At 44.9% G+C, this 25,655-nt stretch carries 24 protein-coding genes and 1 tRNA gene; 12 read left to right on the top strand and 13 right to left on the bottom strand.

Annotation, left to right across the window (positions count from 1 at the left end; genetic code table 11):
• Positions 1–31: 31 nt before the first annotated feature.
• The 3 genes from DBZ36_RS08495 (at position 32) to DBZ36_RS08485 (ending at position 2,756) form a co-directional block, all read left to right on the top strand.
• Positions 32–709: a TIGR00153 family protein gene (locus DBZ36_RS08495; protein WP_120354523.1), complete on the top strand. Its 678-nt coding sequence runs from the start codon at positions 32–34 to the stop codon at positions 707–709.
• A gap of 19 nt (positions 710–728) precedes the next feature.
• A complete protein-coding gene (locus tag DBZ36_RS08490; protein ID WP_120354522.1) occupies positions 729–1,994 on the top strand; it encodes an inorganic phosphate transporter in 1,266 nt (421 codons plus the stop codon).
• A 153-nt stretch (positions 1,995–2,147) separates the two neighbouring features.
• Complete coding sequence (locus DBZ36_RS08485) at positions 2,148–2,756, top strand: TIGR04211 family SH3 domain-containing protein (RefSeq protein ID WP_120354521.1); 609 nt, start codon at positions 2,148–2,150, stop codon at positions 2,754–2,756.
• A 71-nt stretch (positions 2,757–2,827) separates the two neighbouring features.
• On the opposite strand, the gene DBZ36_RS08480 is transcribed toward DBZ36_RS08485, so the two are convergent.
• Positions 2,828–3,562, bottom strand: coding sequence for a general secretion pathway protein GspB (locus DBZ36_RS08480; RefSeq protein WP_120354520.1), 735 nt, complete (start codon positions 3,560–3,562; stop codon positions 2,828–2,830).
• Positions 3,562–5,262 carry an ExeA family protein gene (locus DBZ36_RS08475; RefSeq protein ID WP_120354519.1) on the bottom strand — a complete coding sequence of 567 codons (1,701 nt, stop codon included), beginning with the start codon at positions 5,260–5,262 and terminating at the stop codon, positions 3,562–3,564. The genes DBZ36_RS08480 and DBZ36_RS08475 overlap by 1 nt, the downstream gene beginning before the upstream one ends.
• Positions 5,263–5,338: 76 nt before the next feature.
• Between DBZ36_RS08475 and DBZ36_RS08470 the strand changes: the two genes are divergently transcribed.
• The gene (locus DBZ36_RS08470) at positions 5,339–6,580 is read left to right on the top strand and encodes a multifunctional CCA addition/repair protein (protein WP_120354518.1); all 1,242 of its coding nucleotides are present in this window, start codon (positions 5,339–5,341) and stop codon (positions 6,578–6,580) included.
• Here the strand turns inward: DBZ36_RS08470 and DBZ36_RS08465 are convergent.
• Genes DBZ36_RS08465 through folB form a run of 3 tightly spaced genes read right to left on the bottom strand, consistent with a single transcriptional unit; the run spans position 6,577 to position 8,239 of the window.
• Positions 6,577–7,380, bottom strand: a complete 804-nt coding sequence (locus tag DBZ36_RS08465; protein WP_120354517.1) for an undecaprenyl-diphosphate phosphatase — start codon at positions 7,378–7,380, stop codon at positions 6,577–6,579. The genes DBZ36_RS08470 and DBZ36_RS08465 overlap by 4 nt on opposite strands.
• Positions 7,380–7,892, bottom strand: coding sequence for a 2-amino-4-hydroxy-6-hydroxymethyldihydropteridine diphosphokinase (folK, locus tag DBZ36_RS08460; RefSeq protein WP_120354516.1), 513 nt, complete (start codon positions 7,890–7,892; stop codon positions 7,380–7,382). Before folK ends, DBZ36_RS08465 begins: the two co-directional genes overlap by 1 nt.
• On the bottom strand, positions 7,889–8,239 hold the full coding sequence (gene folB / locus DBZ36_RS08455) for a dihydroneopterin aldolase (RefSeq protein WP_120354515.1): 351 nt from the start codon (positions 8,237–8,239) through the stop codon (positions 7,889–7,891). Before folB ends, folK begins: the two co-directional genes overlap by 4 nt.
• Positions 8,240–8,373: 134 nt before the next feature.
• On the opposite strand from folB, the gene plsY reads away from it, so the two are divergent.
• Complete coding sequence (plsY, locus tag DBZ36_RS08450) at positions 8,374–8,967, top strand: glycerol-3-phosphate 1-O-acyltransferase PlsY (RefSeq protein WP_120354514.1); 594 nt, start codon at positions 8,374–8,376, stop codon at positions 8,965–8,967.
• A 2-nt stretch (positions 8,968–8,969) separates the two neighbouring features.
• Here the strand turns inward: plsY and tsaD are convergent, their stop codons facing one another.
• A complete protein-coding gene (gene tsaD / locus DBZ36_RS08445; protein WP_120354513.1) occupies positions 8,970–9,986 on the bottom strand; it encodes a tRNA (adenosine(37)-N6)-threonylcarbamoyltransferase complex transferase subunit TsaD in 1,017 nt (338 codons plus the stop codon).
• Positions 9,987–10,189: 203 nt separating this feature from the next.
• Here tsaD and rpsU point away from each other — a divergent pair, with 203 nt between their 5' ends.
• The 6 genes from rpsU (at position 10,190) to DBZ36_RS08415 (ending at position 16,849) form a co-directional block, all read left to right on the top strand.
• Positions 10,190–10,405: a 30S ribosomal protein S21 gene (gene rpsU / locus DBZ36_RS08440; RefSeq protein ID WP_120354512.1), complete on the top strand. Its 216-nt coding sequence runs from the start codon at positions 10,190–10,192 to the stop codon at positions 10,403–10,405.
• 21 nt (positions 10,406–10,426) lie between these two features.
• Complete coding sequence (locus tag DBZ36_RS08435; RefSeq protein ID WP_120354511.1) at positions 10,427–10,870, top strand: GatB/YqeY domain-containing protein; 444 nt, start codon at positions 10,427–10,429, stop codon at positions 10,868–10,870.
• Between the two features lie 85 nt (positions 10,871–10,955).
• Positions 10,956–12,713 (top strand): DNA primase, encoded by a 1,758-nt coding sequence (gene dnaG, locus DBZ36_RS08430; protein ID WP_120354510.1) that lies wholly within the window; start codon positions 10,956–10,958, stop codon positions 12,711–12,713.
• Positions 12,714–12,860: 147 nt separating this feature from the next.
• Entirely contained in the window at positions 12,861–14,693 is a 1,833-nt protein-coding gene (rpoD, locus tag DBZ36_RS08425; protein ID WP_120354509.1) for an RNA polymerase sigma factor RpoD, read from the top strand.
• Positions 14,694–14,793: 100 nt separating this feature from the next.
• Positions 14,794–14,870 (top strand) — tRNA-Ile (locus tag DBZ36_RS08420).
• A 422-nt stretch (positions 14,871–15,292) separates the two neighbouring features.
• Positions 15,293–16,849: an amidohydrolase family protein gene (locus DBZ36_RS08415; RefSeq protein ID WP_158589054.1), complete on the top strand. Its 1,557-nt coding sequence runs from the start codon at positions 15,293–15,295 to the stop codon at positions 16,847–16,849.
• A 136-nt stretch (positions 16,850–16,985) separates the two neighbouring features.
• Here DBZ36_RS08415 and DBZ36_RS08410 read toward each other — a convergent pair whose 3' ends face one another.
• On the bottom strand, positions 16,986–17,825 hold the full coding sequence (locus tag DBZ36_RS08410; protein WP_120354507.1) for a glycerol kinase: 840 nt from the start codon (positions 17,823–17,825) through the stop codon (positions 16,986–16,988).
• Positions 17,826–18,004: 179 nt separating this feature from the next.
• Here DBZ36_RS08410 and DBZ36_RS08405 point away from each other — a divergent pair, with 179 nt between their 5' ends.
• On the top strand, positions 18,005–18,934 hold the full coding sequence (locus DBZ36_RS08405; protein ID WP_120354506.1) for a DMT family transporter: 930 nt from the start codon (positions 18,005–18,007) through the stop codon (positions 18,932–18,934).
• Here the strand turns inward: DBZ36_RS08405 and DBZ36_RS08400 are convergent.
• From DBZ36_RS08400 to DBZ36_RS08375, 6 genes are read right to left on the bottom strand one after another with little or no spacing between them, the layout of a single operon-like run.
• Positions 18,893–19,294, bottom strand: coding sequence for a type IV pilin protein (locus DBZ36_RS08400; RefSeq protein ID WP_233558112.1), 402 nt, complete (start codon positions 19,292–19,294; stop codon positions 18,893–18,895). The genes DBZ36_RS08405 and DBZ36_RS08400 overlap by 42 nt on opposite strands.
• 20 nt (positions 19,295–19,314) lie before the next feature.
• A complete protein-coding gene (locus DBZ36_RS08395) occupies positions 19,315–23,019 on the bottom strand; it encodes a pilus assembly protein (RefSeq protein WP_120354504.1) in 3,705 nt (1,234 codons plus the stop codon).
• Between the two features lie 6 nt (positions 23,020–23,025).
• Complete coding sequence (locus DBZ36_RS08390; protein ID WP_199711817.1) at positions 23,026–23,442, bottom strand: pilus assembly PilX family protein; 417 nt, start codon at positions 23,440–23,442, stop codon at positions 23,026–23,028.
• Positions 23,442–24,530, bottom strand: a complete 1,089-nt coding sequence (locus tag DBZ36_RS08385; protein ID WP_158589053.1) for a PilW family protein — start codon at positions 24,528–24,530, stop codon at positions 23,442–23,444. The genes DBZ36_RS08390 and DBZ36_RS08385 overlap by 1 nt, the downstream gene beginning before the upstream one ends.
• Position 24,531: 1 nt before the next feature.
• Positions 24,532–24,966 (bottom strand): type IV pilus modification protein PilV, encoded by a 435-nt coding sequence (pilV, locus tag DBZ36_RS08380; RefSeq protein ID WP_120354502.1) that lies wholly within the window; start codon positions 24,964–24,966, stop codon positions 24,532–24,534.
• On the bottom strand, positions 24,957–25,418 hold the full coding sequence (locus DBZ36_RS08375) for a GspH/FimT family pseudopilin (protein WP_120354958.1): 462 nt from the start codon (positions 25,416–25,418) through the stop codon (positions 24,957–24,959). The genes pilV and DBZ36_RS08375 overlap by 10 nt, the downstream gene beginning before the upstream one ends.
• Positions 25,419–25,655: the final 237 nt, after the last annotated feature.

The raw sequence follows: 25,655 nt of genomic DNA, 5'->3' as shown, positions 1-25,655 counted from the left end.
TATTGTTTGATCGATAATCAGGACTCAGCTTATGTCGAATACAATCATGGGTTTATTTGCGAAATCGCCGATAAAACCACTCGAAGAACATATAGATAAAGTTCAGAAATGTTGTGAAGCCCTAGTGCCATTCTTTGAAGCAGTCTTCAACAGCGATTGGGACGAAGCAGCTGCACAGCGAGTTGTTATCTCTTCTCTCGAGAAAGACGCTGATAAAATGAAACGAGACATTCGTCTCAACTTGCCTAGTGGCATATTCATGCCCGTTGAGCGAACTGATTTACTTGAACTCATTACCCATCAAGATCGTATTGCTAACAAAGCAAAAGATTTATCGGGTCGAGTTTTAGGACGTCGACTAGAAATTCCAGAATCCATTCAACCCGTTTTCATGGCGTACGTGAAACGCAACCTTGATGCAACCCAGATGGCTAGAGAGGCCATTAACGAGCTAGAAGAATTACTCGAAACGGGTTTTAGAGGTCGTGAAGTTTTCGTCGTTGAGAAAATGATCAATAAGCTTGAAGCTATCGAAGACGATACGGACAGCCAACAAATACAGTTGCGCCGAAGCTTAAAAGCTTTGGAAGACCAACTAAATCCTATCGATGTTATGTTCCTCTACCATCTCTTAGAGACAGTAGGCACGCTTGCCGATCAGGCTCAACGCGTAGGTGCACGACTCGAACTTATGATTTTTAAAGCTTAGGAACGAACAGGTAAATCCCATGGAAATACTTGCTACTCACGGTACCACTCTGGTGGTTATCGCAGCTCTTTTTGGTTTCGTTATGGCGTGGGGCATCGGTGCAAACGATGTTGCTAACGCAATGGGAACCTCCGTTGGCTCAAATGCTATCACCATTAAGCAAGCCATCATTATCGCAATGATATTCGAATTTGCGGGCGCATATTTAGCCGGTGGTGCTGTAACGGATACTGTACGAAAAGGAATAATCGACGCAAATGCGTTTATTCCTCACCCCGAATTACTCGTTATTGGCATGATTGCTGCGCTACTTGCAGCAGGCACTTGGCTACTCATTGCATCGTATAATGGTTGGCCGGTTTCAACCACTCACTCTATTATTGGCGCAATTATTGGTTTTGCATCGGTAGGCGTAGGTACAGATGCTGTGGCTTGGGGTAAAGTCAGCGGGATCATCGGCTCTTGGGTTATTACCCCGGCAATTTCCGGAGTTGTGGCTTACTTCATTTTCATCAGTGCACAAAAGCTAATTTTTGATACTGAAAAGCCATTAGAATCAGCTAAACGCTGGGTACCGTTGTATATGTTTGCAGCAGGTTTCACAATGGCCTTGGTTACTATAACTAAAGGCCTCAAGCACGTCGGCCTTGGTGTTGGTACCGGTGAAGGGTTTATGCTTTCGGTTGTGGTTGGTATCGTGGTCGCTGCAATTGGTAAAGTTATCATTGCCCGTTTGAAAATTGACCCTGAAGCCGACCGCGAAATGCACTACAACAACGTAGAAAAAGTATTCGCTGTACTTATGGTTGTTACCGCTTGTTGTATGGCATTTGCCCACGGTTCCAATGATGTTGCAAACGCAATTGGACCTTTGGCTGCAGTGGTTAGTGTCGTTGGAAATAATGGTGAAATTGGGGCTAAAGCAGCTATTGCTTGGTGGATCCTTCCTTTGGGTGGCTTAGGTATTGTTGCCGGTCTAGCTTTATTCGGACATCGCGTTATCGCGACTATCGGTAAAGGTATTACTCACTTAACACCTAGCCGAGGCTTTGCCGCCGAGCTTGCAGCAGCAACTACCGTTGTAATTGCATCAGGTACTGGATTGCCAATTTCTACCACTCAAACCTTGGTTGGCGGCGTTCTTGGCGTAGGTATGGCTCGTGGTATCGCTGCGCTTAATCTAGGGGTTGTGCGCTCTATTGTGATTTCTTGGATCGTGACCTTGCCAGCAGGTGCAGGCTTATCTATTGTTTTCTTCTACATCTTGAAAGCGATTTTTGTATAAACTCAAGCAACACATTTTAGTCGACTAAAGCGAGCTATTAGCTCGCTTTTTTCTATTTTTTTAACTTCGAAACCGTCTGAGGTTTGCTCATTGCCGGATTAATTCGTACACTGAGCTACCTAATTGTCCCGCAACTGCAAAAAGAGATTTACCGTGATATTTCGCATTTTGACCCTCATTTTGGGCATCACTATTAGCGGCGTTAGTTTTGCCGAATCCCGTTACATAGCCGACGACCTGTTCGTATATATGCATTCTGGTTCAAGTAATGAGTACCGTATTACTGGCTCGGTAAATGCCGGTGAAAAAATCACCGTGCTCAACTACAATGCCCAAACAAAGTACACTCAGATAAGAACGGCTAACAACCGAACCGGCTGGGTCGAAAGTAAGTTTTTAAATAAAGAAGAAGGCTTAGCAGCACAACTAGCTGCAACGAAGGCTACATTATCGACAGTTCAGGCACAGTTAGACGATTTTCAAAACAACAGTGAGCTGAAGCAAAATCAGCAAGCCAAAACAATTGTCGATCAGCAAAATGAACTTGATAAAGTGCTTATCGACAATGCCGACCTAAGCTCTCAAATGTCGCAATTACGCCAGCACAATGGTGAACTGCAACAACAAATTGATACGATGGACGAAGCTCAGCTAATGAAATGGTTCATGTACGGCGGCTTTGTGGCTGGCGCTGGTTTGATCTTAGGATTGATAATTCCGATGCTACCCCGACGTCAAAAACGCGATCCACGTTGGATGTAGTTTAAACTTACAGCGCTGTACCTGCAGCGCTGTAAGTTCTTTCCTGCGTCTATAAATCTAAAGCCCGAGCGTTAACCCCAATCTTTTAAGGCTGGTAGACGACACTTCACGCCAAACACCCTCAGCACAATATCGTCATAGCGAATCGCTAATAGCTCAACTCCAGCTTGTACATAGTCACCCTCAACAAAGCGCTGATCATTGAGTCGAACAAAGCGACTTTCTTGGTCAGTAGAATATACATGCGAATTAAAAGTCATCGGTCTAAGTTGAGATAAAACCGACGGGTCTAGCTGACTAAATAGTGTAATAACGTCATTTGATTGTTCATTTTGTCCTTGCCAATCCATCCCATCGGTTGACTCAACTGCTAAAGCAAAACGTTGCTGCAAACTTAGATCATCATCACCGCTGTCCACGGGTTCTAAATCAATGGTCTTACTAGCACTGTTAGTCGACTTCACCTGAGTGTTTTGTACAAAGTTTTGCGCTTGGGCTTGTTGAAATCTCAGCTCTTGTAAATCCACTCGTGATGCAGTTAAGGGAGGAATTGCTTCTATACGTAACACCCCGTCTAAACTGCTCGGCTTGGTTACAGTTAACGAATTTGGTTCCGAAATAGAAGCTGCTGGTAACTCCTTGTTATCCAGAACTTGGCCTGTATTTTGACTCAAAACAGCCGCGCTTTCGTCTTGGCTCCGTATGCCAAGCGAGCCCTTGTTGCTAACCCCAATGAGCAAAATTAAAGCCAAAGCGGTGATGCAAGCGCTCAATACGATAACAATTTTGCTTGCTAGTTGGCGCATTACGAATTTCCTTCCAGCAATTGCGGTTGCAGCGGTTGTATAGCTTGCATCAGTTTAATCATGGTTTGCTCACCAACGATGCCATCGGCTTTGAGTTGATGTTGTAGCTGGAATTGAGTGACTGAGGCCTCAAGTTGCTCGTCGTAGTAGCTTAAGGCTCTAGGGGAGCGGTTTTGTAATTGTGACAAACTCTGTTCTAGCCAGAACACGATAGCTCCCCGAGCTCCTGGTTTAATCAAACCTTCAAAGCCACTTGGTTGCTGCCATAGTGTCATCATTTGACCCTGCCAGTAGCGCTTAAACCAGGTTTCTTCAACAAACACCCGTTGCTGGTCAAACCACAATTCCAATTCACCCTCTCGCACATGACGAAGCAATGCATAGACTGCGTTATCGTCGATATTCAGGCTCACAATTGCCGGGTAATTAAGCTGCTTTAAGCTATGCCAATCACTTGTTTGCTCTTTACATTGTAAAGATAATGTCGTCACCAATTCACATCTGCTTTGAGCTAAAGAGACCTCATAGCCCCATATGCGTAGCAGTTTTTGTAAAGCGCTCGCTTGTGAATTCGATTCTAAAATAATAGATTGCCAATTTTCTTGTATAACCGACTGTAGTTCCACTGACTCGTCCATAACAAACAGCTGATTTACAGGCTCATCCAAAACAGGTTCCGGCAATGACTCGGCCAGCAATAGTTGATTGGCTCCGTTTACTTGTTTTGGCTCACTAGCTATAGCGGGCTTAGGCTGGCCATTAATTAGGGCTGCGAACAAATCAGGGTTTAGCAAAGAAATTGAAAAAGCTGCCGCACAGGCAATCGTAACCCCGCAAAGCGCCCACGGCCACCAGCGTAATGGCTGGGTATCGAGTGTAGAAAAGTTAGTTTGCTGGGCAGCCAAATAAAGCTGCTTAACTTCAACCCGTGACAACTGATTGTCGGCTGCAATTTGCATGGCACGCTCAGCAATTAGATTGATTAGTCGAGGCACGCCACCGCTATGAAAATACAGTCGCTTTAAGGCGGCTCGACTGAAAATAGTACGGTTTGCTCCTGCAACTTGCAGACGAAATGTGACATAAGCTTGAGTTTCATCGCTATCTAGGGCTAGTAAGTGATAACGGGCTGTGATTCGTTGTGCAAGTTGACGAAGGTTTGATTGTGCCAATAGTGCTTGTAACTCCGGTTGACCAATGAGCACCACCCGTAATAGCTTTTGCACGTCGGTCTCTATATTAGTCAACAAGCGCAACAACTCTAAATTCTCAACCCCAAGGTGCTGAGCTTCATCGATGACCAAAATACATTGTAAGTCTGCCGCATGCTGCTGACGTAAATAGGCTTCGATGAGATCAATAAAGTACTTAGGCGAATCGCTGGATTGGTAGTCTATGTCAAAGCCATCACAAATAGCGGCCAGCATTTCCATGCTATTAAGACCTGGATGCACAATATGCGCAAGCTGACAATGGCTGGGTAACTGCTTAAGCATAGTACGCAGGGCTGTGGTTTTTCCAGTACCCACTTCGCCAGTCAAAAGCACAAAACCACCGCTACTTTGCGCGTGATCTTTGCTATCAAGCCCGTACATAAGCTGCTTTAGTGCTTCTTGATGGCGATCGCTCATAAACCAATACTTTGGATTAGGGGCAATGCTAAACGCTGCTTCTTCTAAGTTAAAAAACTGAAAACTCATATGGGTTCGAATTAGGCCTAAGACAATCAATTGGTATACTATCAAGCTTTACGTGAAGATAAAGAACTCTCCATCAATGCAAGTCTATTTAGTCGGCGGCGCTGTCCGCGATCAACTCTTAAACATTGAAACCAGTGACCGCGATTATGTGGTGGTTGGCGCGACGCCAGCTCAACTCATCGACCAAGGTTACCAGCAGGTTGGCAAAGATTTTCCTGTGTTCTTGCACCCTGCCAGTGGCGAGGAATACGCCCTCGCACGCACCGAACGTAAACAAGGCCAAGGCTATACTGGTTTTGAATGCGACTTTGAGCCGAGCGTAAGCCTAGAACAAGACTTGTGTCGACGCGATCTCACTGTGAATGCGATTGCAAAGGACAGTGCTGGCCAACTTATCGATCCGCATCATGGCCAACAAGACTTAAACAATAAGATCCTACGCCATGTCAGCGATGCCTTTGAAGAAGATCCTTTACGTGTGCTACGAGTTGCACGCTTTCATGCGCGCTTCCATCATCTTGGTTTTAAAATTGCGCCAGAAACCCTAGCCTTAATGCGCAACATGAGCCAGTCAGGAGAGCTTGATGCACTAACGCCGGAGCGGGTTTGGAAAGAAACCGAAAAAGCCTTACAAAGCCAGTCGCCTCACATCTATTTTCGCAGCTTGCGACAATGCCATGCACTCAAGGTTCTATTTCCCGAGTTGGAAGCTTTGTTTGGTGTTCCAGCGTCTCGAAAATGGCATCCAGAGGTTGATAGTGGCGACCACACCTTAATGGTATTACAACAAGCGCAGCGTATGGGCTTGCCAACAACAGCCCGCTTTGCCGCACTTTGTCATGACTATGGCAAGGCGCTAACCAAACCACAAAACTGGCCATCACATCATGGACATGGCCCCAAGGGTATGAAATTGGTGATGCGCTGCTGTCGGCGACTAAAAGTACCCAACAGTTATCAACAATTGGCACTTATGGTGGCTGAGTATCACATCACTATCCACAGCGCTCTAGAACTTAAACCGATAACGATTCTCAAGATATTTAGTGCTTGTGATGCCTGGCGTAAACCGGAGCGATTTGAATTGATGCTAGCGTGTTGTAAGGCCGATGCATTGGGTCGCGGCGTGAATGACGAGATACATGAGCATCAAGATGACTACCCTCAAGCTGCCTACCTACTCGAGCAGTTTAAGCGAGCACAAGCAGTAGATGTACAAATGGTGATTCAAGATGGCTTTAAAGGCGCAGAGATAAAAATTGAATTAGAAGCGCGGCGAACCGTTATTTTAACGGAACACCGAGCCAATCAATCTTAGGAAGCTAAAAGAAAGGTGAACAACACTACACCTAAGCCAATGCGATAAATCACAAATGGCATCATTCCGATCCGGCTTACCCAAGAAATAAACAAGTGGATACATGCATAGGCCGCTAAAAATGAAACCAGAACCCCAAGTCCAAGCTCAGGGCCACTAAAGCTTACATTTTGTTCACTTGCATCTTTTAGCATTAGTACACAGGCGCCTAAAATCACCGGTATCGACATTAAGAATGAGAATCGGGCAGCGGCTTCACGCTTTAGCCCTAACATTAGGCCGGCGGTCATGGTAATCCCGCTGCGCGATGTTCCCGGTATAATCGCAATAGCCTGGGCTAAGCCGATGTAAAACGCCGTTTTCCAGGTTAGTTGGTACTCATTAATTTCCTGCTTGGCCATTTTGTCTGACCACCACAGTAGTAGGCCAAACAAGATAGTTGTGAAGGCGATGACATAGGCCGAGCGTAAATACAGCTCTATGTAATCTTTTAGCAATCCCCCAAAGAACACAGCCGGCAAGGTCGCAAGTATGATAAACCAAGCTAGGCGAGACTCAGGGGTGTGCTCACGCTTAACAATTGACGCAATCCAAGCCAGCAATAATTCCCACACTTGGACACGAAAATACATCAGTACTGCGAGTAGTGAGCCCACATGCACTGCAACATCAAACACTAAGCCTTGATCATCCCAGCCTAAAATTTGAGATGGCAAAATTAGATGGGCTGAACTAGAAATAGGCAAAAACTCAGTCAACCCCTGAATTAAGGCTAAGATTACAATTTCAATTGTTTCCATTAGCTATTTGTTTCCTCTAAAAATGTTGCATCAACGCGAGTTAATGCTTGAGATTGTTGATCATAATTATCCCAGTGCCAGGCAATGCTGTGTTGGGTAATGGGATGGATAAACTGCGCTGCAATATCGAAAAGCGGCTTTAATACAAAGGCATTTTTTAGCACTTCGCCACGTGGTAATTCACATGGCGAATTACAAACTAAATTGTCGAAGAAAAGAATGTCGATATCGAGGGTTCTACTGGCCTTCTTTTTTGCGTCGGCTGGCCGATCGAAATCAAATTCTATTTGTTTAAGTTGGACAAGCAAACTGGCGAGATCTAAATCTGTTTGCAGTTCGACCACAAAATTATAAAAACGAGGCCCGTTAAAGCCAAGCGCTTCACTCTCGTACACCGGTGATACATCAAGGTGACCAAAACGTTGTCTCAAGGTAGCTAAACCCTGTGACAAATAGTGTTCACGATTAATATTGCTACCAAGGCCTAAATACACCAGATGGCTTTCTATCATGAGCTGCGCTCTATCATCACAGCAACATTGCTTGCTGCCGCAACCGCTCCGGGCTTGTTCACGCGCACCTTGACACTTGGGGCTTTAAACTCGCTCAGAACTAGAGCTGCGATCTCTTCAGCGACTGCTTCTATGAGTTCAAAATGCTTACTGGCGACCAAGGCCGTCACCTTTTGGCTCACCTGCGCGTAGTCTAAGGCAAACTCCAAATTGTCACTATTGCCAGCGGCTCGATTATCCCAGGTCATTTCTAGGCTAATCACAAGTTTTTGTTGAATACCTTTTTCCCAGTCGTAAGCACCAATGTTGGCCAGCAAACTGAGCTCGTCGATAAAGACTTTATCCAATGTATTTCCCTTAGATGGTAGCTATTGAAGCGTTCGCGATGGTATAAGAAAAAGCGTACACTAGCACGAACGACACGGATTTTACCTTAAAATAGCGAGGGTTTGTTGACCTTTCAGGAGCAAGCTAAGAAATTATGGCATTGAGCCCAATAATCATCATTATCGCTGCCTACTTGCTCGGTTCTATTTCTAGTGCCGTTCTTATTTCGCGCATTTTTAGTTTAAATGATCCGCGTAAAGAGGGATCTAAAAATCCAGGCGCTACCAATGTGTATCGACTCGGTGGTGCTGTTCCAGCAGCCTTGGTGTTGCTTTGTGATGTGCTTAAAGGTGCGTTACCGGTACTGCTTGGCTTAGAACTTGGCTTTCAATCCTTGGCGATTGCAGCAATTGGCGTCTCAGCCTGTTTGGGCCATATGTACCCGGCTTTCTTTCATTTTGTAGGAGGCAAAGGCGTTGCTACTGCCTTAGGCGTTTTACTGCCTTTAAGTTTAACCCTGTGCTTGGCATTGATTATCACTTGGACCGTGGTATTAAAGCTGCGAGGCTACTCATCGCTAGCAGCCTTGGTGACGGTAGTATCGGCGCCGTTCTATTGTTACTTGTTTGCTCCAGAGCACCTCAGCACCGTTATTTTGCTATGCGCCCTGGTTTTTTGGCGCCATCACAGCAATATTGAGCGGCTTCGTAATCACACCGAGTCGAGCATCGTAAAAAAAAGGGACTAGACTTATTCTACCGGCTCCAGTTCATCGATAGGCCAACGCGGTCTAACCTGAATACTAAAATCGTTTAATTCGCCGGATTTAAAACGCTGCATTCCCGCAAACGCAATCATCGCACCATTATCGGTACAAAATTCAGCTCTGGGATAGTACACGCGGCCATGGTGCTTTTGCATCAGTGTTTCGAGTTGAACCCGTAAATAAGTATTGGCGCTAACCCCACCGGCAATCACTAAGCGTTTTAGGCCCGTTTCTTTGAGCGCACGTTTACACTTGATAACCAAGGTATCAACCAAGGCATGTTGGAAAGCGTGAGCAATATCAGCTTTGGTTTGCTCGTCCTTGGCCTCTTTGGCTATGGTATTAGCTGCAAACGTTTTTAAGCCTGAGAAGCTCATATCCAAACCAGGACGATCAGTCATTGGCCGAGGGAAAACATAACGCCCCATCACGCCTTTTTCAGCAAGCTTACTTAGTCGTGGTCCACCAGGGTAATCTAGCCCCAGTAACTTGGCTGTTTTATCAAAGGCTTCACCAGCTGCGTCATCAATTGACTCTCCCATAATCGTATAGTGGCCAATTGCTTCAACCTTAACAATCAAAGTATGGCCGCCGGAAACTAACAAGGCCAAAAATGGAAACTCTGGGGCATCGTCTTCGAGCATTGGCGCTAGTAGGTGCCCTTCCATATGATGAACCGCTATCGCTGGTTTATCCCATGCCATCGCAAGGCTTTGTCCAATCGTTGCTCCCACCAGCAATGCGCCAACCAGTCCAGGGCCGGCGGTATACGCTACCCCATCAATGTCCTTAGCTTGCAGATTAGCTTCTTGTAAACAGGCTTTAATTAAAGGAATTGTCTTTCTAACATGGTCACGCGATGCTAGCTCTGGAACAACCCCGCCATAATCAGCGTGCACTTCAACTTGGCTGTATAATTGGTGCGCCAATAGACCTTGTTGATCGTCATAGATTGCGATACCTGTTTCATCACAGGAAGTTTCTATGCCTAAAATTTTCATTTTTTCCTCGCCACATTATATAATGACCGAATCACCAAGCCATGTTCTGCGCGACATAGTAACGATCTTGTGAATATTTCACCAGTGATTCAGAAATTCGCTTTACATTGACCACCGCTTGGGATTAGAATTCCGCACCAAATTTAATCACTATGGCTGTTGTTTAATCCAGCCCTCAACTATACCGGAAGGTGAGAAGGCATATGCCAATCGTTAAAGTACGTGAAAACGAACCATTTGACGTAGCTCTACGTCGTTTTAAGCGCTCTTGTGAAAAAGCGGGTGTTCTTTCTGAAGTTCGTCGTCGCGAATATTATGAAAAGCCAACTACTGCTCGCAAACGTGCTAAAGCGTCTGCTGTTAAACGTCACGCTAAGAAATTAGCTCGTGAAAACGCACGTCGCGTACGTTTATACTAATTCAAAACTGCGGTAGCTAAGATGTCACTGAGAATTGAGCTTCAAGAACAGCAAAAAGCAGCCATGCGTGCTCGAGATAAAGCACGCCTAGGTACATTGCGCATGTTACTTGCGGCCGTTAAGCAAAAAGAAATTGATGAGCGTGTAACCGTTACCGATGATGACATTCTTGCCATCATTGTCAAAATGGTTAAGCAACGTAAAGATGCAGCGCAACAATTTACCGATGCAAAACGTCAAGACTTAGTTGATATCGAACTCGCAGAGATCGTCGTTCTTGAAGAGTTTTTACCGACTGCACTTAGCCAAGATGAAATCGTAGCACTTATTGCTGCTGCGGTTGAACAAAGCGGTGCTCAAGGTATGCAAGACATGGGTAAGGTAATGGCTGTGCTCAAGCCTCAAGTTCAAGGCCGAGCCGACATGGGAGCAATTAGCAGCGTTGTACGCCAGCAGCTCGCATAACCCTACTTACTCGATCGCCACAAGCCGTGCTCTCTTAGAGGCCACGGCTTGTTTCTTTTCTATGCTTGTGCAACCAAGGGCTTAAATGGCGGGTCGTATACCTCGACAATTTATCGATGATTTACTAGCTCGAACCGATATCGTCGGTTTGATTGATCAACGTGTTCGCCTAAAAAAAACTGGCAAAAACTATTCAGCCTGTTGCCCGTTTCATAACGAAAAATCTCCCTCATTTAGTGTTAGCCCCGACAAACAGTTTTACCATTGTTTTGGCTGTGGTGAACATGGCAACGCCTTAAGCTTTTTGATGGAATATGACCAGCTCGAGTTTGTTGAAGCCGTTGAAGAGCTTGCCAGTAGCCATAACTTGCAAGTTCCCCGCGAAGAAGGTAATAGTCCGGTTTCAAGTAAACCCGCCTACCCGCAAGCACAAAATTTATACGAGCTATGCCAACAAGCCGCTGTTTATTTTCAAAAGCAGCTACGCAATAATCCCAATAAAGCCAGCGTCATAGACTACCTTAAAGGGCGCGGCTTAAGCGGTGAAATCGTTAAACAATATGCAATTGGTTTTGCCCCCGAGCAATGGGATGCATTGTGTTCCCAATTTGGTAAAACCTCAGAACAACGTAAGTTGTTACTTGATGCAGGATTGTTAATTCGTAATGACTCAGGTCGTGAGTACGACCGTTTCAGAAATCGGATTATGTTCCCGATCCGCGACCGACGCGGCCGTTGTATCGGTTTTGGTGGGCGAGTTATGGGTGACGATACCCCCAAGTATCTTAACTCACCAGAAACCCCTATTTTTCATAAAGGCCGCGAACTGTACGGCTTTTACGAGGTCCGCCAAGCCTATAAAACCATTCCGCAAATCTTAGTGGTCGAAGGCTATATGGACGTGGTGTCCTTAGCTCAGTTTGGTCTCAATTACGCAGTAGCATCGCTAGGCACCGCCACCACTACCGAACATCTACAACTGCTGTTTAGAGCTACCGGTAAAGTGGTATGTTGTTTCGATGGTGACCGAGCAGGCAGAGAAGCAGCTTGGCGCGCATTAGAGAACGCCCTACCCTTGCTACGCGATAATGTCGAACTTAGCTTTATGTTTTTACCCGATGGCGAAGACCCCGACACCTTAGTTCGCGAAGAAGGTCTAGAGCAGTTTGAAGTGCGGATCAGCAATGCAGAATCCCTCACTCAATTTATGTTCCGCCGGTTAACCCAAGACTTAGAAATTAACAGCGATACCGGAAAAAGCCAGTTAGCCGCCCAAGCCAAAGCCTTAATTGAACAAGTACCGGCGCAGTTTTATCGCGAAGCCTTACTTGACCAACTTGCTTTACACACCCGCTGGACTCGAGAACAACTCGAACGCAACATCAGCGCGCCAAAAGCCAAGCATCAACTTCAAGGTCGCAGTAAAGAATTTAAGCTGACACCAATACGCCGAGCCATTGCAATGTGTTTGCAAGCACCGCAAGTGTGCGTCGAACTAGAACTCAGTGATTTTGACCAATTATCTCAGCTCAACTTAAAGGGGATGAGCCTGTTAGTTGAGTTACTGCAACGTATACAGCAATACCCGCAGGTAAACACCGGGCAGCTTTTAGAGCATTGGCGCGAACGCTCGGAATACAATGCACTTAGCCGCTTGGCTATGCACAACCTACAAATTGATGAAACTCAGTTTAGCGAAGAGTTTCAAGACATTATCGCTGGCTTTATTGACCAGTTATTACAGCAGCGTTATGACGCTCTGAACTTAAAGTCTCTGCAAGGTAGTTTGAGTAGAGAAGAAAAACTAGAAATGAACCAATTATTATTGATTCTGAAGACCTAAAACTGAAGAACAGAGTAGTTCTTCGAAAAATATATCAAAACAATACCTTGATATAGCAAAAATCAACCATACTTGTTAGTATATCGCGTTGCGCGTTTGCGCGCTCGCCACAAGTATCGCTAGCTTTCACGAACTCGGATGACATCTATGGAACCAACGCCACAGTCTCAACTCAAACTGCTTTTAGCAAAAGGCAAAGAGCAAGGCTATTTGACATACGCTCAGGTAAACGATCACCTGCCGACTGATCTCGTAGATACCGATCAAGTCGAAGACATCATTCAAATGATGAACGACATGGGCATTCAAGTCTACGAAAGTGCCCCAGACGCCGACGATATAATCCTACAAGGTGGTTCAACAACCTCCGAAGAAGCCGAAGAAGCGGCTGCGCAAGCCCTGGCAACTGTAGAATCTGAACTTGGCCGCACCACTGACCCAGTACGTATGTATATGCGTGAAATGGGCACAGTTGAACTGTTAACCCGTGAGGGTGAAATCGATATCGCTAAGCGTATCGAAGAAGGTATTAACCAAGTTCAACGCAGTGTTTCTGAATATCCAGAAACCATTGCTTTGTTGCTCGACTTATACGACAAGTTTCAAGCTGAAGAACTTAAAATCAGCGACATCGTTAATAACTTCATTGATGAAAGTGAAGTTGCGGAAGCTGCTCCAACAGCGACCCACGTTGGTTCTGAACTCGAAGAAAAAGATCTCGAAGACGAAGACAGCGACGACGATGAAGACGAAGAAGAAGAAGACACCGGTCTTGATCCTGAGTTAATCAAAGAGCGCTTCGAAACGCTACAAGCTCAGTACGAAGTAACCCACGCTGCAATTAACAAGCATGGTCGTTCTTCTAAGCAAGCAGTTGCCGAAATTCACGAACTAAGCGAAATTTTCCATACCTTCCGCCTTGTACCTAAACTATTCGACCGAATGGTTCTGGCAATGCGTAGCAAAATGGATCGTATTCGCACCCAAGAGCGTTTAATCATCAAACTTTGTGTTGAACAAAGTAAAGTGCCTAAGAAAGTATTCGTAGCCGCATTTGCTGGCAACGAAACTGAAACTGAATGGTTCGACAAGCTACAAAATGCCGGCGCCGCTTACTCGCCAGCACTTAAAGAAATTGACGAAGAAATTCGCCGTAGTGTCTTCAAAATGAAGAATGTTGAACAAGAAACTGGCCTCACCATTCCTGGTATTAAAGACATTAACCGCCGTATGAGTATTGGCGAAGCCAAAGCTCGTCGCGCCAAAAAAGAAATGGTAGAAGCCAACTTACGTTTGGTAATCTCCATTGCTAAAAAATATACAAACCGTGGTTTGCAGTTCTTAGATTTGATTCAAGAAGGCAACATTGGTCTGATGAAAGCTGTTGATAAGTTTGAATATCGCCGTGGTTATAAGTTCTCAACTTATGCAACTTGGTGGATCCGTCAAGCAATCACCCGCTCTATTGCTGACCAAGCGCGTACCATCCGTATTCCGGTACACATGATTGAAACGATTAACAAACTTAATCGTATCAGCCGTCAAATGCTTCAAGAAATGGGTCGTGAGCCTAATCCTGAAGAATTGGCAGAACGCATGATGATGCCAGAAGACAAGATCCGCAAAGTACTTAAGATTGCTAAAGAGCCAATCTCAATGGAAACGCCGATCGGTGATGATGAAGATTCGCACTTAGGTGACTTTATTGAGGACACCACACTAGCTATGCCAGTTGAGGCTGCAACTAGTGAGAACCTTAAGAACGCCACTCAAGATGTACTAGCGGGCCTCACACCTCGTGAAGCGAAAGTACTGCGTATGCGCTTTGGTATTGGCATGAACACCGACCATACCCTTGAAGAAGTTGGCAAACAGTTTGACGTTACCCGTGAGCGGATTCGTCAAATCGAAGCTAAAGCCTTGCGTAAATTGCGTCACCCTTCTCGTTCAGAGCAGCTTCGCAGCTTCCTAGACGAGTAAACTGCCAATTAAAACACCCTAAGCGCGCAAATTGTGCGCACTTAGTTCAGTGTTGGTAGACAAGGCGGGATGCTTTAAATATAATCCTGCCTAACAATTTGGCCCTTTAGCTCAGTTGGTTAGAGCATACGACTCATAATCGTCAGGTCCCCCGTTCAAGTCGGGGAAGGGCCACCAAATACGGAAAGCCCGTGAATTTATTCACGGGCTTTTTTCTTGCCTTTTTTATTTATTCCAGAGCTCATTCTTTGACAGCAAAGAATCCTCAATCGCTAAGCAAAATCCACTGTTCTGCAAGAGCAAGAAACGAAGTTCAGTGTGAATAGTGACTCAGCTTATACCCGCAGATTCACTTCCAATCTAGGATAATCTAAGGCGAAATTTTCTCGATATAGCCTAACCATTTGTTTAATTGAACTGTCGACTTAACCCTTCCAGCTACAACGACACTAAAAACCTCTCAAAAGTTTGATGATGGTTGCGTCCTCTCCAGTGTATTAACGCTCATTTCATGCGGCCCGTATATTAGCCATCAACTTAGAGATGGCCGCAACAATCAGCCGATGAAATTTTCAGCAATCAGATATATAGGAATTATGATGAGAATCAAAAACAGTTTAACCCCACTAGCGTTGGCAATAACTTTAATTAGCGTTGGCGTATATGCTCAAGACTACGATATCGCAATATTGAATGGCCGGGTAATGGATCCAGAAACAGGTTTCGATAAAGTCGCAAATGTAGGTGTTAAAGATGGCAAAATTGCGGTTATTACCCAGCAAGATATTAGCGCTGACGAAGTTATCCAAGCCCAAGGTCATGTTGTAGCACCAGGTTTTATCGACACGCATTCACACAGCTCGCATATACCCTTTGGACAAAAACTACAGCTACGAGACGGTGTTACTACGCCACTTGAACTCGAAATCGGTGTATATCCCGTTTCAGAGTACTATGAAAAAATGGAAGGCCGTTCGCAAACTAACTTCGGAGCCACGGTTTCAGCTGCTGGTATCCGAGAAAAGATAGTTAACCCAGAATACAACTCAACAACGGGTTCTATTGTACAGGATGTTTTTGACGCAAAGTCTCATGAGCACTCTCATGTCACTATGGAAGTGCAAACCTTTGTTCCAAATAGTGAACAAGTAGAACAAATTAGTCAGATGGTCGAGCAAGGTGTTAAAGAAGGCGCTCTAGGGGTTGGCGTTCCTGTTGGATATATGAGTAAAGGGGCAACTTCAAAGGAGATGCTTTCGTGGCAAAAAATTGCAGCTGATAATGGCATGTCAACGTTCTTGCACGGCCGATTCTCTAGCCAAATGCCTGACACTACGGGTGTGCTTGGATTCCAAGAGATGATATCTAGCGTTGGGATTTATGGTGGCGGTTTATTGATTCAGCATATTCACCAACAAGCCCTAAACAAAACACCTGAAGCACTAGAAATGGTGGCTGACGCTCGTAAAGCGGGGCTAAAAGTTTCGGCTGAAGTATATCCATACTATCAAGGCGCAACCATTGTCGGCGCGGATTACTTAGTGCCTGAGAACTATGGTCCAAACATGGGACGTAGTTATGAAGATATTATTGAAGTGGAAACCATGAAGCCTCTGACAAAGGATCGCTACGAAGCCTTAGTGGAAACCGACCCAGGCACATCAGTAATCTTCGCTGGAATTTCAGAAGAAGGTTTAAATGACGCTTTGGCGGACCCAACGACGCTAATCGCGAGTGATGCTATGCCGCTTACTATCAGCTCAACCGGCGATATGGCGATAGACTGGCATACTTCTTATGAAGATGTTCAAGGTCACCCTCGAGCAGCGGGTACCCATGCCAAGGTCTTACGTTTGACTCGCGAAAAAAATATCATGCCATTGATGACTGCAGTATCAAAAATGACTTACATGCCCGCCAAATTTTTGGAAGAAAATGGAGTGAAAACAATGAACAACAAAGGCCGTATGCAGGTTAATAAAGATGCCGACATCACAATATTTGACCCTGCAGGGGTGCAAGACAACTCAACATTAACAGCCGCAGGCCTACCTTCAACCGGGATCCCATATGTACTGGTCAATGGCACCGTCGTGGTAAAAGACTCTAAAGTACTTGAGGGTGTCTACCCAGGCTTAGCTGTAAAATCTAACTAAACGATAGTTTATTTTATTGATTCATTAGTAATGATAAACGCCACACTGGTTCAGTAGTTGGCGTTTATTCATTTGAAGCCTATCGAATAACGTTCGCGAGCTGGCTTTTCTATCGTACAGACGATTACCCCGTTAGCTAATAGGCTTGAATACCGTATTTCAGTAACTGTCGCGGCAGCACTTCATCAAGGTTCTGAATATCGTCAGCGCTTAGTTCAATCAGGTTAAAACCGTGCTTGTAATACGCCTCTTTTTTCAGGGTATCGTCATCACTGGTTTGGGTGCTGTCCCAATACTCTATATATAGCTTGGCATCCGGTAGATAAAAACCAGCATAAAGCGTTTCGTCGATCGGCAAACGTCTTTGCGTGGCATGCCTAATCAGGGCAAGGTAGAGCCAATTATCTATACTGAGCTCAGCTTGAGATGCAAGAAAATGACCGTCAATCGCTCGGTATTTACCTTGCGGGGGATACACAGCGTTATCGTTTGTTTCAAGAACGTTCTCAATTAGACTGGTTAAACTGATGTTATCCAGAATACGACCAGGCCAGGTAACAAAGGGGATCCCTGAGTGTTCATCCTCGTTTTGTATGCCGCCAACTCGTAGCCCCTGCGCACTGACTTTCCAGCCTTTAATCGACTTTTCTAACCAGCCTAATTCGGCCAATAAGTGATTAACCTTAATTGGGGATATCACAAAATGCTTGCCAATAGCGGTGGCGCTCAAAGACTTGGCACGCTCACTCGAAACCGCATTGATTTGCTCAAGGCTAAGCGCCTCTGGCCACGCCACGTACTCGCCATATTTGGAGTGGTTTTTCATTTCGCCACCGGCGATAATTCCGGCATTAGTAAGTTGCCAATGCTCGTCTATACGTTGGATAAACGACGCACTTTCAAAGCGTTGAAACATCTGTTTGGCGCTCAAACCATGTTTTTTAGCCAATGCCGAGGTTGAAATTTTGCGGCTCATTGTGCCTAGCTCCACTGTAATGATTGTTTAAAAATAGCCTAAAGCACAGCGCTAAGCTATTGAAAAGTCGTGTTTGAACTAAGTTCTGCCCGGCCATATACGTTTGCGGTACTAAAACCCACTGCTGATGCGCAAAAGCTCTGTTAGGATGGGACTTAGCCAACACCTTGCGATGGATTATGCTCACCACACTTATTTATATATTTACGGTTATCATTTGGGGAACCACTTGGGTGGCAATTGCCTATCAAGTTGGCGAAGTCCCGATTAGCATCTCCATTATGTATCGTTTTGGCATTGCAGCCTTACTCTTGTTACTTGGCTTAGGCTTGTTTGGCAAACTTCAACGCATTAGCTTTAAGCAGCACCTCAGTTGCCTTGCGATTGGTATGCTGTTGTTTAGCTGCAATTTCATGCTGTTTTATCACGCTGCTTTAACCATCCCTAGTGGACTAATATCGATCGTGTTCTCGCTAGCAACGGTTATGAACTTGCTGAACCTACGTGTTTTCCAAGGGCAAACCATCAGCCGCAGTGCAGGTTTTGGTGCTATGTTGGGAGTTCTGGGCTTAAGCGCCATGTTCTATCCGCAAATATCCCAGTCTAGTCAACCAAGTGAAATTTTTGTCGGCTTAGGCTTGGCACTAGCTGGCACGTACTGCTTTTCGATCGGCAATTTGCTTTCGGCCAAGCAGCAACAAAGCGGTCTTTCAGTATTGTCAGTCAATGCATATGGTATGGCTTACGGCACGATACTGCTGGCATTGTGGTCGTATCTAACAGGTGCAAGTTTTAGTTTGCACCTTGAACAGCAATACTTCGCCAGCCTGTTATATCTGGCGATTATAGGATCGGTTGTGGGCTTTAGCTTATATCTAAGTTTGGTTGGTCGCATAGGGGCCGCTAAAGCTGCTTACTGCACGGTGATGTTTCCTGTCGTTGCCTTAGGGATATCGAGCTTGCTAGAAGGCTACCAGTGGAGTCCTATTGCGATATTGGGATTAATATCGGTCCTCCTCGGAAACCTACTGGTGTTTATGCCACAGCGCTGGTTTAAAGCATTCCACTTACCAACACTCATCAAGGGTGCGGCTAGCCCCCGAGACTGACGTTACTCCGGCTTGGTTTATCGAAAAATTACCACAGGCATCGGCTGCCATAACACCTTTACGGGTCAAGGTAATGCTATAGGTTGTGGCAGCAGCACTTTGACTAACATCATAGTACTTAGTGCTCTGATCGGTGGGGACCTCTGCATACGGCAGGGTTGCACCAACATAGCTAAAGTTTGCCGTGTAATGACGTTCCATAAACTGGGCTAGTTCAAGCAAAGAAATTTTAGCCTTACTACGCTTTGAGCTAGCCACAAATTCACGATAACTGGGATAGGCTACAGAGGCCACAATAGCCACAATGGCCACTGCAACCATCAACTCAATTAAGCTAAAACCTTTTTTCTTAGTAACCATAATCTACTATCTCTTTGTACTTAATTGACTTGTCGCCATGACATTCGCCCGCTATTTTCGTCAAATGTAGACTCTACAACGGTCGATATACCATTGGTGCCGCTGATATACTTGAACTCTTTACTGCCATCAGCTGCTTCGATGATAACCGGAGAGCTTTCAATTTGGTCAGATTTACGACCAGATGCGGGTACCCAAATAGCATCTTCTCCATCCGCTGCAATATTTATGTAATCCCCGCCAGACACCGAGCCATCTCCATTCACATCGATAACATTGTAGTTAAGACGTGAACCGTTGATCGGATCGATTTCCATTAACCATGAATCCCCTCCACTTTCACACTCTGCACTAGAAGGAATGATGGTGGTGAAAATTGCTCGACCTTTATGTACCTGAATATCATCAACAATACGTTCACCGGTCAGAATAATATTGTCGCTACTATCCACTGAATGAGGACTAATTACGTTTAAATACCAACCTTTTTGGCTTGGGTAAGTCACCTTGGTGTCGCTGACGGTGCGAATATCATAGATTGACGTTCCATCGCTGGTTTCAACGTCAGAGGCGGTTTTCTCATAAATGATGGTTTGTTCTTGTAAATTTACCGGGCTAACAACTGCGCCGTTATCCCATATGCCGTACATCGCTTCCACTCGTGAAGCTGTAATATCGTCATCTCGGAAAAAACTACCACTGCCAAATAACACCATTACACCACCATGGGGATGAGCAATAGCCCGTGGTTTAGCCGTTATAGGACGCCATGTACTTGACGAGCAAGTACCATCACAGGCCTGATATAGTGATTCAGGGGTGCTAGAGTTTCCATAGGCAACTTCCCAAGAATTAGAGTTATTGGCAGACAAGTCGAACTTCCACATATTGCCTTGCAAGTCCCCGGCATAGACAGCGTCGATGAGCTTATCTGAATTAGTATCAACGGCCAATACACTACTTAAGCCATTGGGATTACTCGCATCACCAACTTTAGTATCGAGAATTTGCTTAACACTGCCGTCTGTTAAGTCTAAGACAACTAGCGCTGCGGTATGGGTGTCACTGTTATATCCATTTGGAACAATAGCAACCCAGTCTCCACTAGCCGTTTTTCCAATAGCGGTATCGCCCGTAACACTGCCCAAATAATCAACTGAACTCTTTACGGCACTATTTATTTCCCAAAGCACATTATCAGTTCCAAATGAGTCTGGTGTTCCCACATCTAATGCAAACACGCCTCGTCCACCGCCACCTAAGGTGGAAACCAAGACGCTGGTCCATTCAGGCGAGCCTGTACCAATGTTTGCATCAGCCACCCTTGCATTGGCATCGACATAATAGCGATGGTTGTAATTCGGAGAAGTCAGCGCGCTTATATTGTCTTGGCTGCTACCACTAGTGTTTACGATGGCATTTCGAGGCACATAGGCAAAAAGTTCGACGCCTGTGTCTGCGTTTATGCCGTGCATCATGCCATTGTTTGCTCCAAAATAAAGCATGTTAGAGCGGTCTACATAGTCAGATGTTGCTCGCCAAAGTGCATAACTAGATTTTTCAGATGTGCTAAGTCCACTAAAGCCAGAGGCATAACCAAAGTCGCCTTGTTCTACATACGTAGGATTAGAATTTACGATGTCACCAATCAAGGTTGAACGGTTGCGGAAACTGCTGTTTGAGGTATCTCCTCGTAGATAATTCAATCGAGCTTCACCAAGATTATCAACAGTACCGGAAATATCCTGATTGAGGGCATTACTAATCACGCTATCGAGACCAGTCGCCCCCCATATAAATTCAACTCCTGAGCTCGTGCCATAGGTGAATATTTCTCTGTCAGCATGATCGGGTAACATATCAGATGCTTTCCAACCATCAGCGATATCGCCAATACTTCCATCACTATTTATCGGATAAGCAAGTATATCCCCAGTCCAGTCGCTACTATTAAATTCGGCGCGATAAAGCTTGGTGAGCGTTGATATTGAAGATGTGTTGGTTGAACCTGCTGTCGATGATGCGACTTGAGCGGCAATACTAGATAGCGCATTTGATAGTGCATCAGCTAATGAACTAGGGTTGTCAGCACTAAAGTATTCCCCGCGGCTATTCAAAGTTGCATGCAGTAGGTCATCAATTTTGTCAGTAGTTTCACCGGTGCCCGTGACTAAGGGCCAATCTTTACTTCCATCCGTAAGAGCGACCAAGTCATTTGGTAAACTTATTGTTCCACCGACCCCAAAGCCGACCCCATAGGTTACCATGTGTTGCCAAAAAGCAGGGTTTTCTGAAGTGGCTGCAACATTGTTAGTCATGTCACCACGTAAATCATTACTCCAATAATAAGTAGCAACATCGGCAAGCGTACTGCCATTGACAGTATTACTACCCGCGGTTTTGTAGGGCCTAACCGGTGAATATCGAGAAATACCATCGATAAGAGGGCCAGCAGATTCGATAGCGTCATCAGTAGCCGAATAGCTATGCGAATTGTTCCAATAACCATCTGTTGTCACAATTGCAAAGTTTTTTCTACACGTGACTTGGTCTTCTAAAGTCTCAGTTGGATCACTGACTCCAGGCTGATCAGACCAAGGCCCGGTAGAATTAGTAACTTTGAAATAGTCTCCAACTTCTCTAAGAGCTCGCGGACTATGCGTCCCATGAGAAGCGTAAACACGAGTTTTGTATAGCAAATCATAGAATTTAGATTTGTCAGTTCCGGAAAAAGGACGAACGCCACATGCAATCGAGTTCATATTCACTGCGCAATCTGTGATACCTGTATAGCTATTGCCAGAACGGTGATTAAGCGAAGCATATCCAATTCTAGTTTCACCGGTTAAATCGCTAAGTGCATAACCAATTGCACCACGAGCCATTAGCGCGCGCGACCGGTAATACGTATACCAGTTTGCATAATTTTGAATTTCTTCATCATAAGTACAACTAGTACCAGCACAATCAACACGATTCTCATACTTGGGATATGTGGTTTGAGTGCAAGCATCTACACTTGCATCGTTTGGATCCTTTGGCGGATTACTTGGACAAATGTCGATACGAGTGTAATTAGTCGCCGTGGTTTCTTGGGTATTATCACCATCTACGCCGTCGTATCGATAATAAAATGAAGGCCAGAACTGATAACTACCTGCAAACTGGCCCGCATATCCAATATCCGTGGTCCCACCAAAACCTGCTTCTGAATCTTTGTTATATACACCATCAACTCCACTAGCGCTGTTGAGAGAAGTTAGGTTTCGAGTTCCTGCTGACGAGTTCTCTGGATTTGTTGGTGCGGCTGTGGCTGGAGCATTGGGGTAGATAGTTCCATCCGCTTTGATCCACGGCGGGTAATAAGCTTCCGGATCATAATAAATTTTATTGTTGTGCGGAGAGCGACTATAAATATTGCGAATATCATCCGGGTGATAGGTAATGATATGACTACCTTTATTCGACGCCAAATATATGTTTGCTACGGTTGTCGGGAAGATAAAATGGATTCGCTTTCCTCCAAACTTTCTTTCTACCGTATTTGGCATCATTTCTTCTTGCATAGAGCCGGAATCATCCCAGACCAGCATAATGTTAGGATCAACACCCTGCGCTAGAAACAAAGGCGATTTTGCGATATCAACAGCAGCTTGAACGCTACCAAAACTGTAGAGAAAACTAAATAGTAGCCATTTGATTCGTTTCATCTTTCGTATATTCATTAAACGTTAATCCATATAGGTGCTTTGCAGCACAACATTGGCACTACCAGGCCCTGCCCCAGAAGATTCAATACGATAAACAAACGACGCAGGACTAACTACCCCAGCTTCAAGGTCTTGCATTGTTCGTTGTTGAATTTCTGTTCGATCTATATTATACGTGCTTTGATGCTTAAACATGGCATCGAGCATAAACGTACCAGTAGCCGTTGAAGTCGGTTGCGTCAGGCGAGCTATCTCTTCGGCTTTACGTAATCCTGATTCAGCGGCTTGAAAGGCTAAGTTATAGTCACGACTATTGCCGGCCATTTTCTCTTGAATGGTGGCGTCTTGCATCGATACCAAGGCAATAATAGTTAGCATCACCAAAAAAATGAGGCTTGTAACCAAAATCATACCATCTTGATGTTTAAAAGATTTCACTAGAACGTCCGATTTCGAAGTACAACAGTGCTGCGCACCATCTGGTAATAACGGGTATCAGCCATAGCTGCTTCAGCTTGATTACCAAAGTTCAAACTAAAGCGCTGTGGCTCATCAAGTAAGCCCGTTTCATCGCTACCAATTAACAACTCGATGCGCACTGATATCACGTCATCCCAATTGCTAACAGAGGCTTCATCTTGGTAGACCGTCACTTGTTTTTGTCCCACAGTATCAACCCCATAGAGCGTGCGAAAACTATACACATTGCTCGCCAGCTCTAAGGCTGTATCATTGTCGGATTTGCGAAATAAACTAGAAACACCATCGACATTATTAGCCACAAAATAGGTTAACGTGGTTTTGCGAATAAGTTCTGAATCACCACTATACAAATCACCGGTATTATCTCCCCAGGAGGTCGTTGAATTTCCCGGAGTACCCGACGCCGCATGTTCAATGCGTACATTACTAGCCACAATATTAACGTTGGTCGCTTGAAATATTTTAGCTTTAGAACAATCAGCCAGCATAACAATATCACCGATACAGAACCCTCCAATAGAGTTCCCCCCACCGCTACACGCCCGCGAAGTATCACCATTATCGCTCACCGTAAGGTTAGCACCTTGCTTTGGTGGCAACAGAGAGATTGCATCACCAATTGCAGAACTAAACAACAACAGAGAATTGCCATCAGTAGGGGTTGCATCACTCGCAAGTAAGCTGTTCAAATTAGGGATGCCAGCCCCGCCGGTCGGTAGCGTACCGTTGACCAAAATTGAATAGAGATCATTCTCATATTCCCAAGCGGCACTCCCAGCATGGTTAAGTACATTATCGACTTCGATATCCGCACGGGTCATACAGCCTGAATAGCCTGCCATGCGAATATCCTTAGCCAGAATTTGCGTCAAATAACGTGCTTTTTCCTGTACTTGCGATACACCACGATTTACATCATTGGTTTTAAGGCTCGGAATGTATACTTGAATAATGCCTAACATCAACACCATAGCTAATGCCATCGCAATCATTAATTCAACTAAACCAACACCAGCAATGCGCCTTAAACCATATCTTGGCACTTTAATACTCCGCCATATATACAAAATTTTGAATAGCACCGCCCTGCATGCGCGACTCATCCCATTGCACAGTGATTGTGGCAATTCCACCACTTTGAGAGATTGATCCATCACCTAAGGGCAATTGCGACAAGCTATCCTTCCAATTATCTAAGTCAATTTCGGCGATAGTCGAACGGGCTGATGATGCTCCGATGGCGATGTTATAGTCACCCGCTTCTGCTGCCGTGCGGTTTGCCCGCATAAGATCAAGAACTTCATAAGCATACAAAGTTGCTTCACTTCGATGTAAAGCCCCTTGATTACTCTTAATACTATTTAGCATCATAGCCGCCATTCCAAGTAAGCCAATAGCAAGAATGACCATAGAGATCAGTACTTCCAGTAAAGTATAGCCTTGCTGCTTGGAATTGAATTTAGCTTTATCTAGGGACATGAGAGAGTTTCTACTTTAACGCGCCCAAGGGCATTGAGAGAAATTCGGCGAATCGCTTCAGAGACACATTCGTTAGGGGTTATCGTCCACTGCAATTCAGTACCAGGGGTTATATTAACAAAACCCGTGGGTAAATACTCTACGCTGGCAGGGGCTCCAACATACACCAAACGACTATCAGCACTTTGAATATTACGAACAACATTAACGCCTTCGTTGATCACCCAACCTTCATGCCAATTAGCATTAACGGGATTAATTGTGATCGAGACATCACGCGATACCGCCTCAGAGCGCGCATAATTTAAAGTTCGACTTAAATTAGTTGCTCCAGCAGATGCAGCATCTTTTTGAATAAACAGTGAGTAACTTGGAATTGCTAGAGCCAAAGTAATAGCCAAAACAGCTACCGCTATCAACAACTCAATTAATGTAAAGCCCCGAGGCAACATACCCTTCCTTGTTACAAACGCGTCTGTTAACAGCGATTATCTGCAATACCATTTTATAGCGTAGATATTGCCTAGCTTATTGAAATAATTCAAGGAAATGCTAAAAATTTGAGCTATTCCCGAGCCTAGTATATCGCAAAATACATTTACGATTTAGTTACAAGTCACAAGGTGAAAAGAGGAAAAGAAGCGGAAAGCAAAGAAAGTGGAAAGAGCGCAGCAAAGCTGCTTCAAGGA

The sequence above is a fragment of the Alginatibacterium sediminis genome (genome assembly GCF_003610775.1).
GTDB classification, from domain to species: domain Bacteria; phylum Pseudomonadota; class Gammaproteobacteria; order Enterobacterales; family Celerinatantimonadaceae; genus Alginatibacterium; species Alginatibacterium sediminis.
Note: the sequence above shows the minus strand (reverse complement) of the source record. Positions and strands in the feature narration are given on the sequence as shown.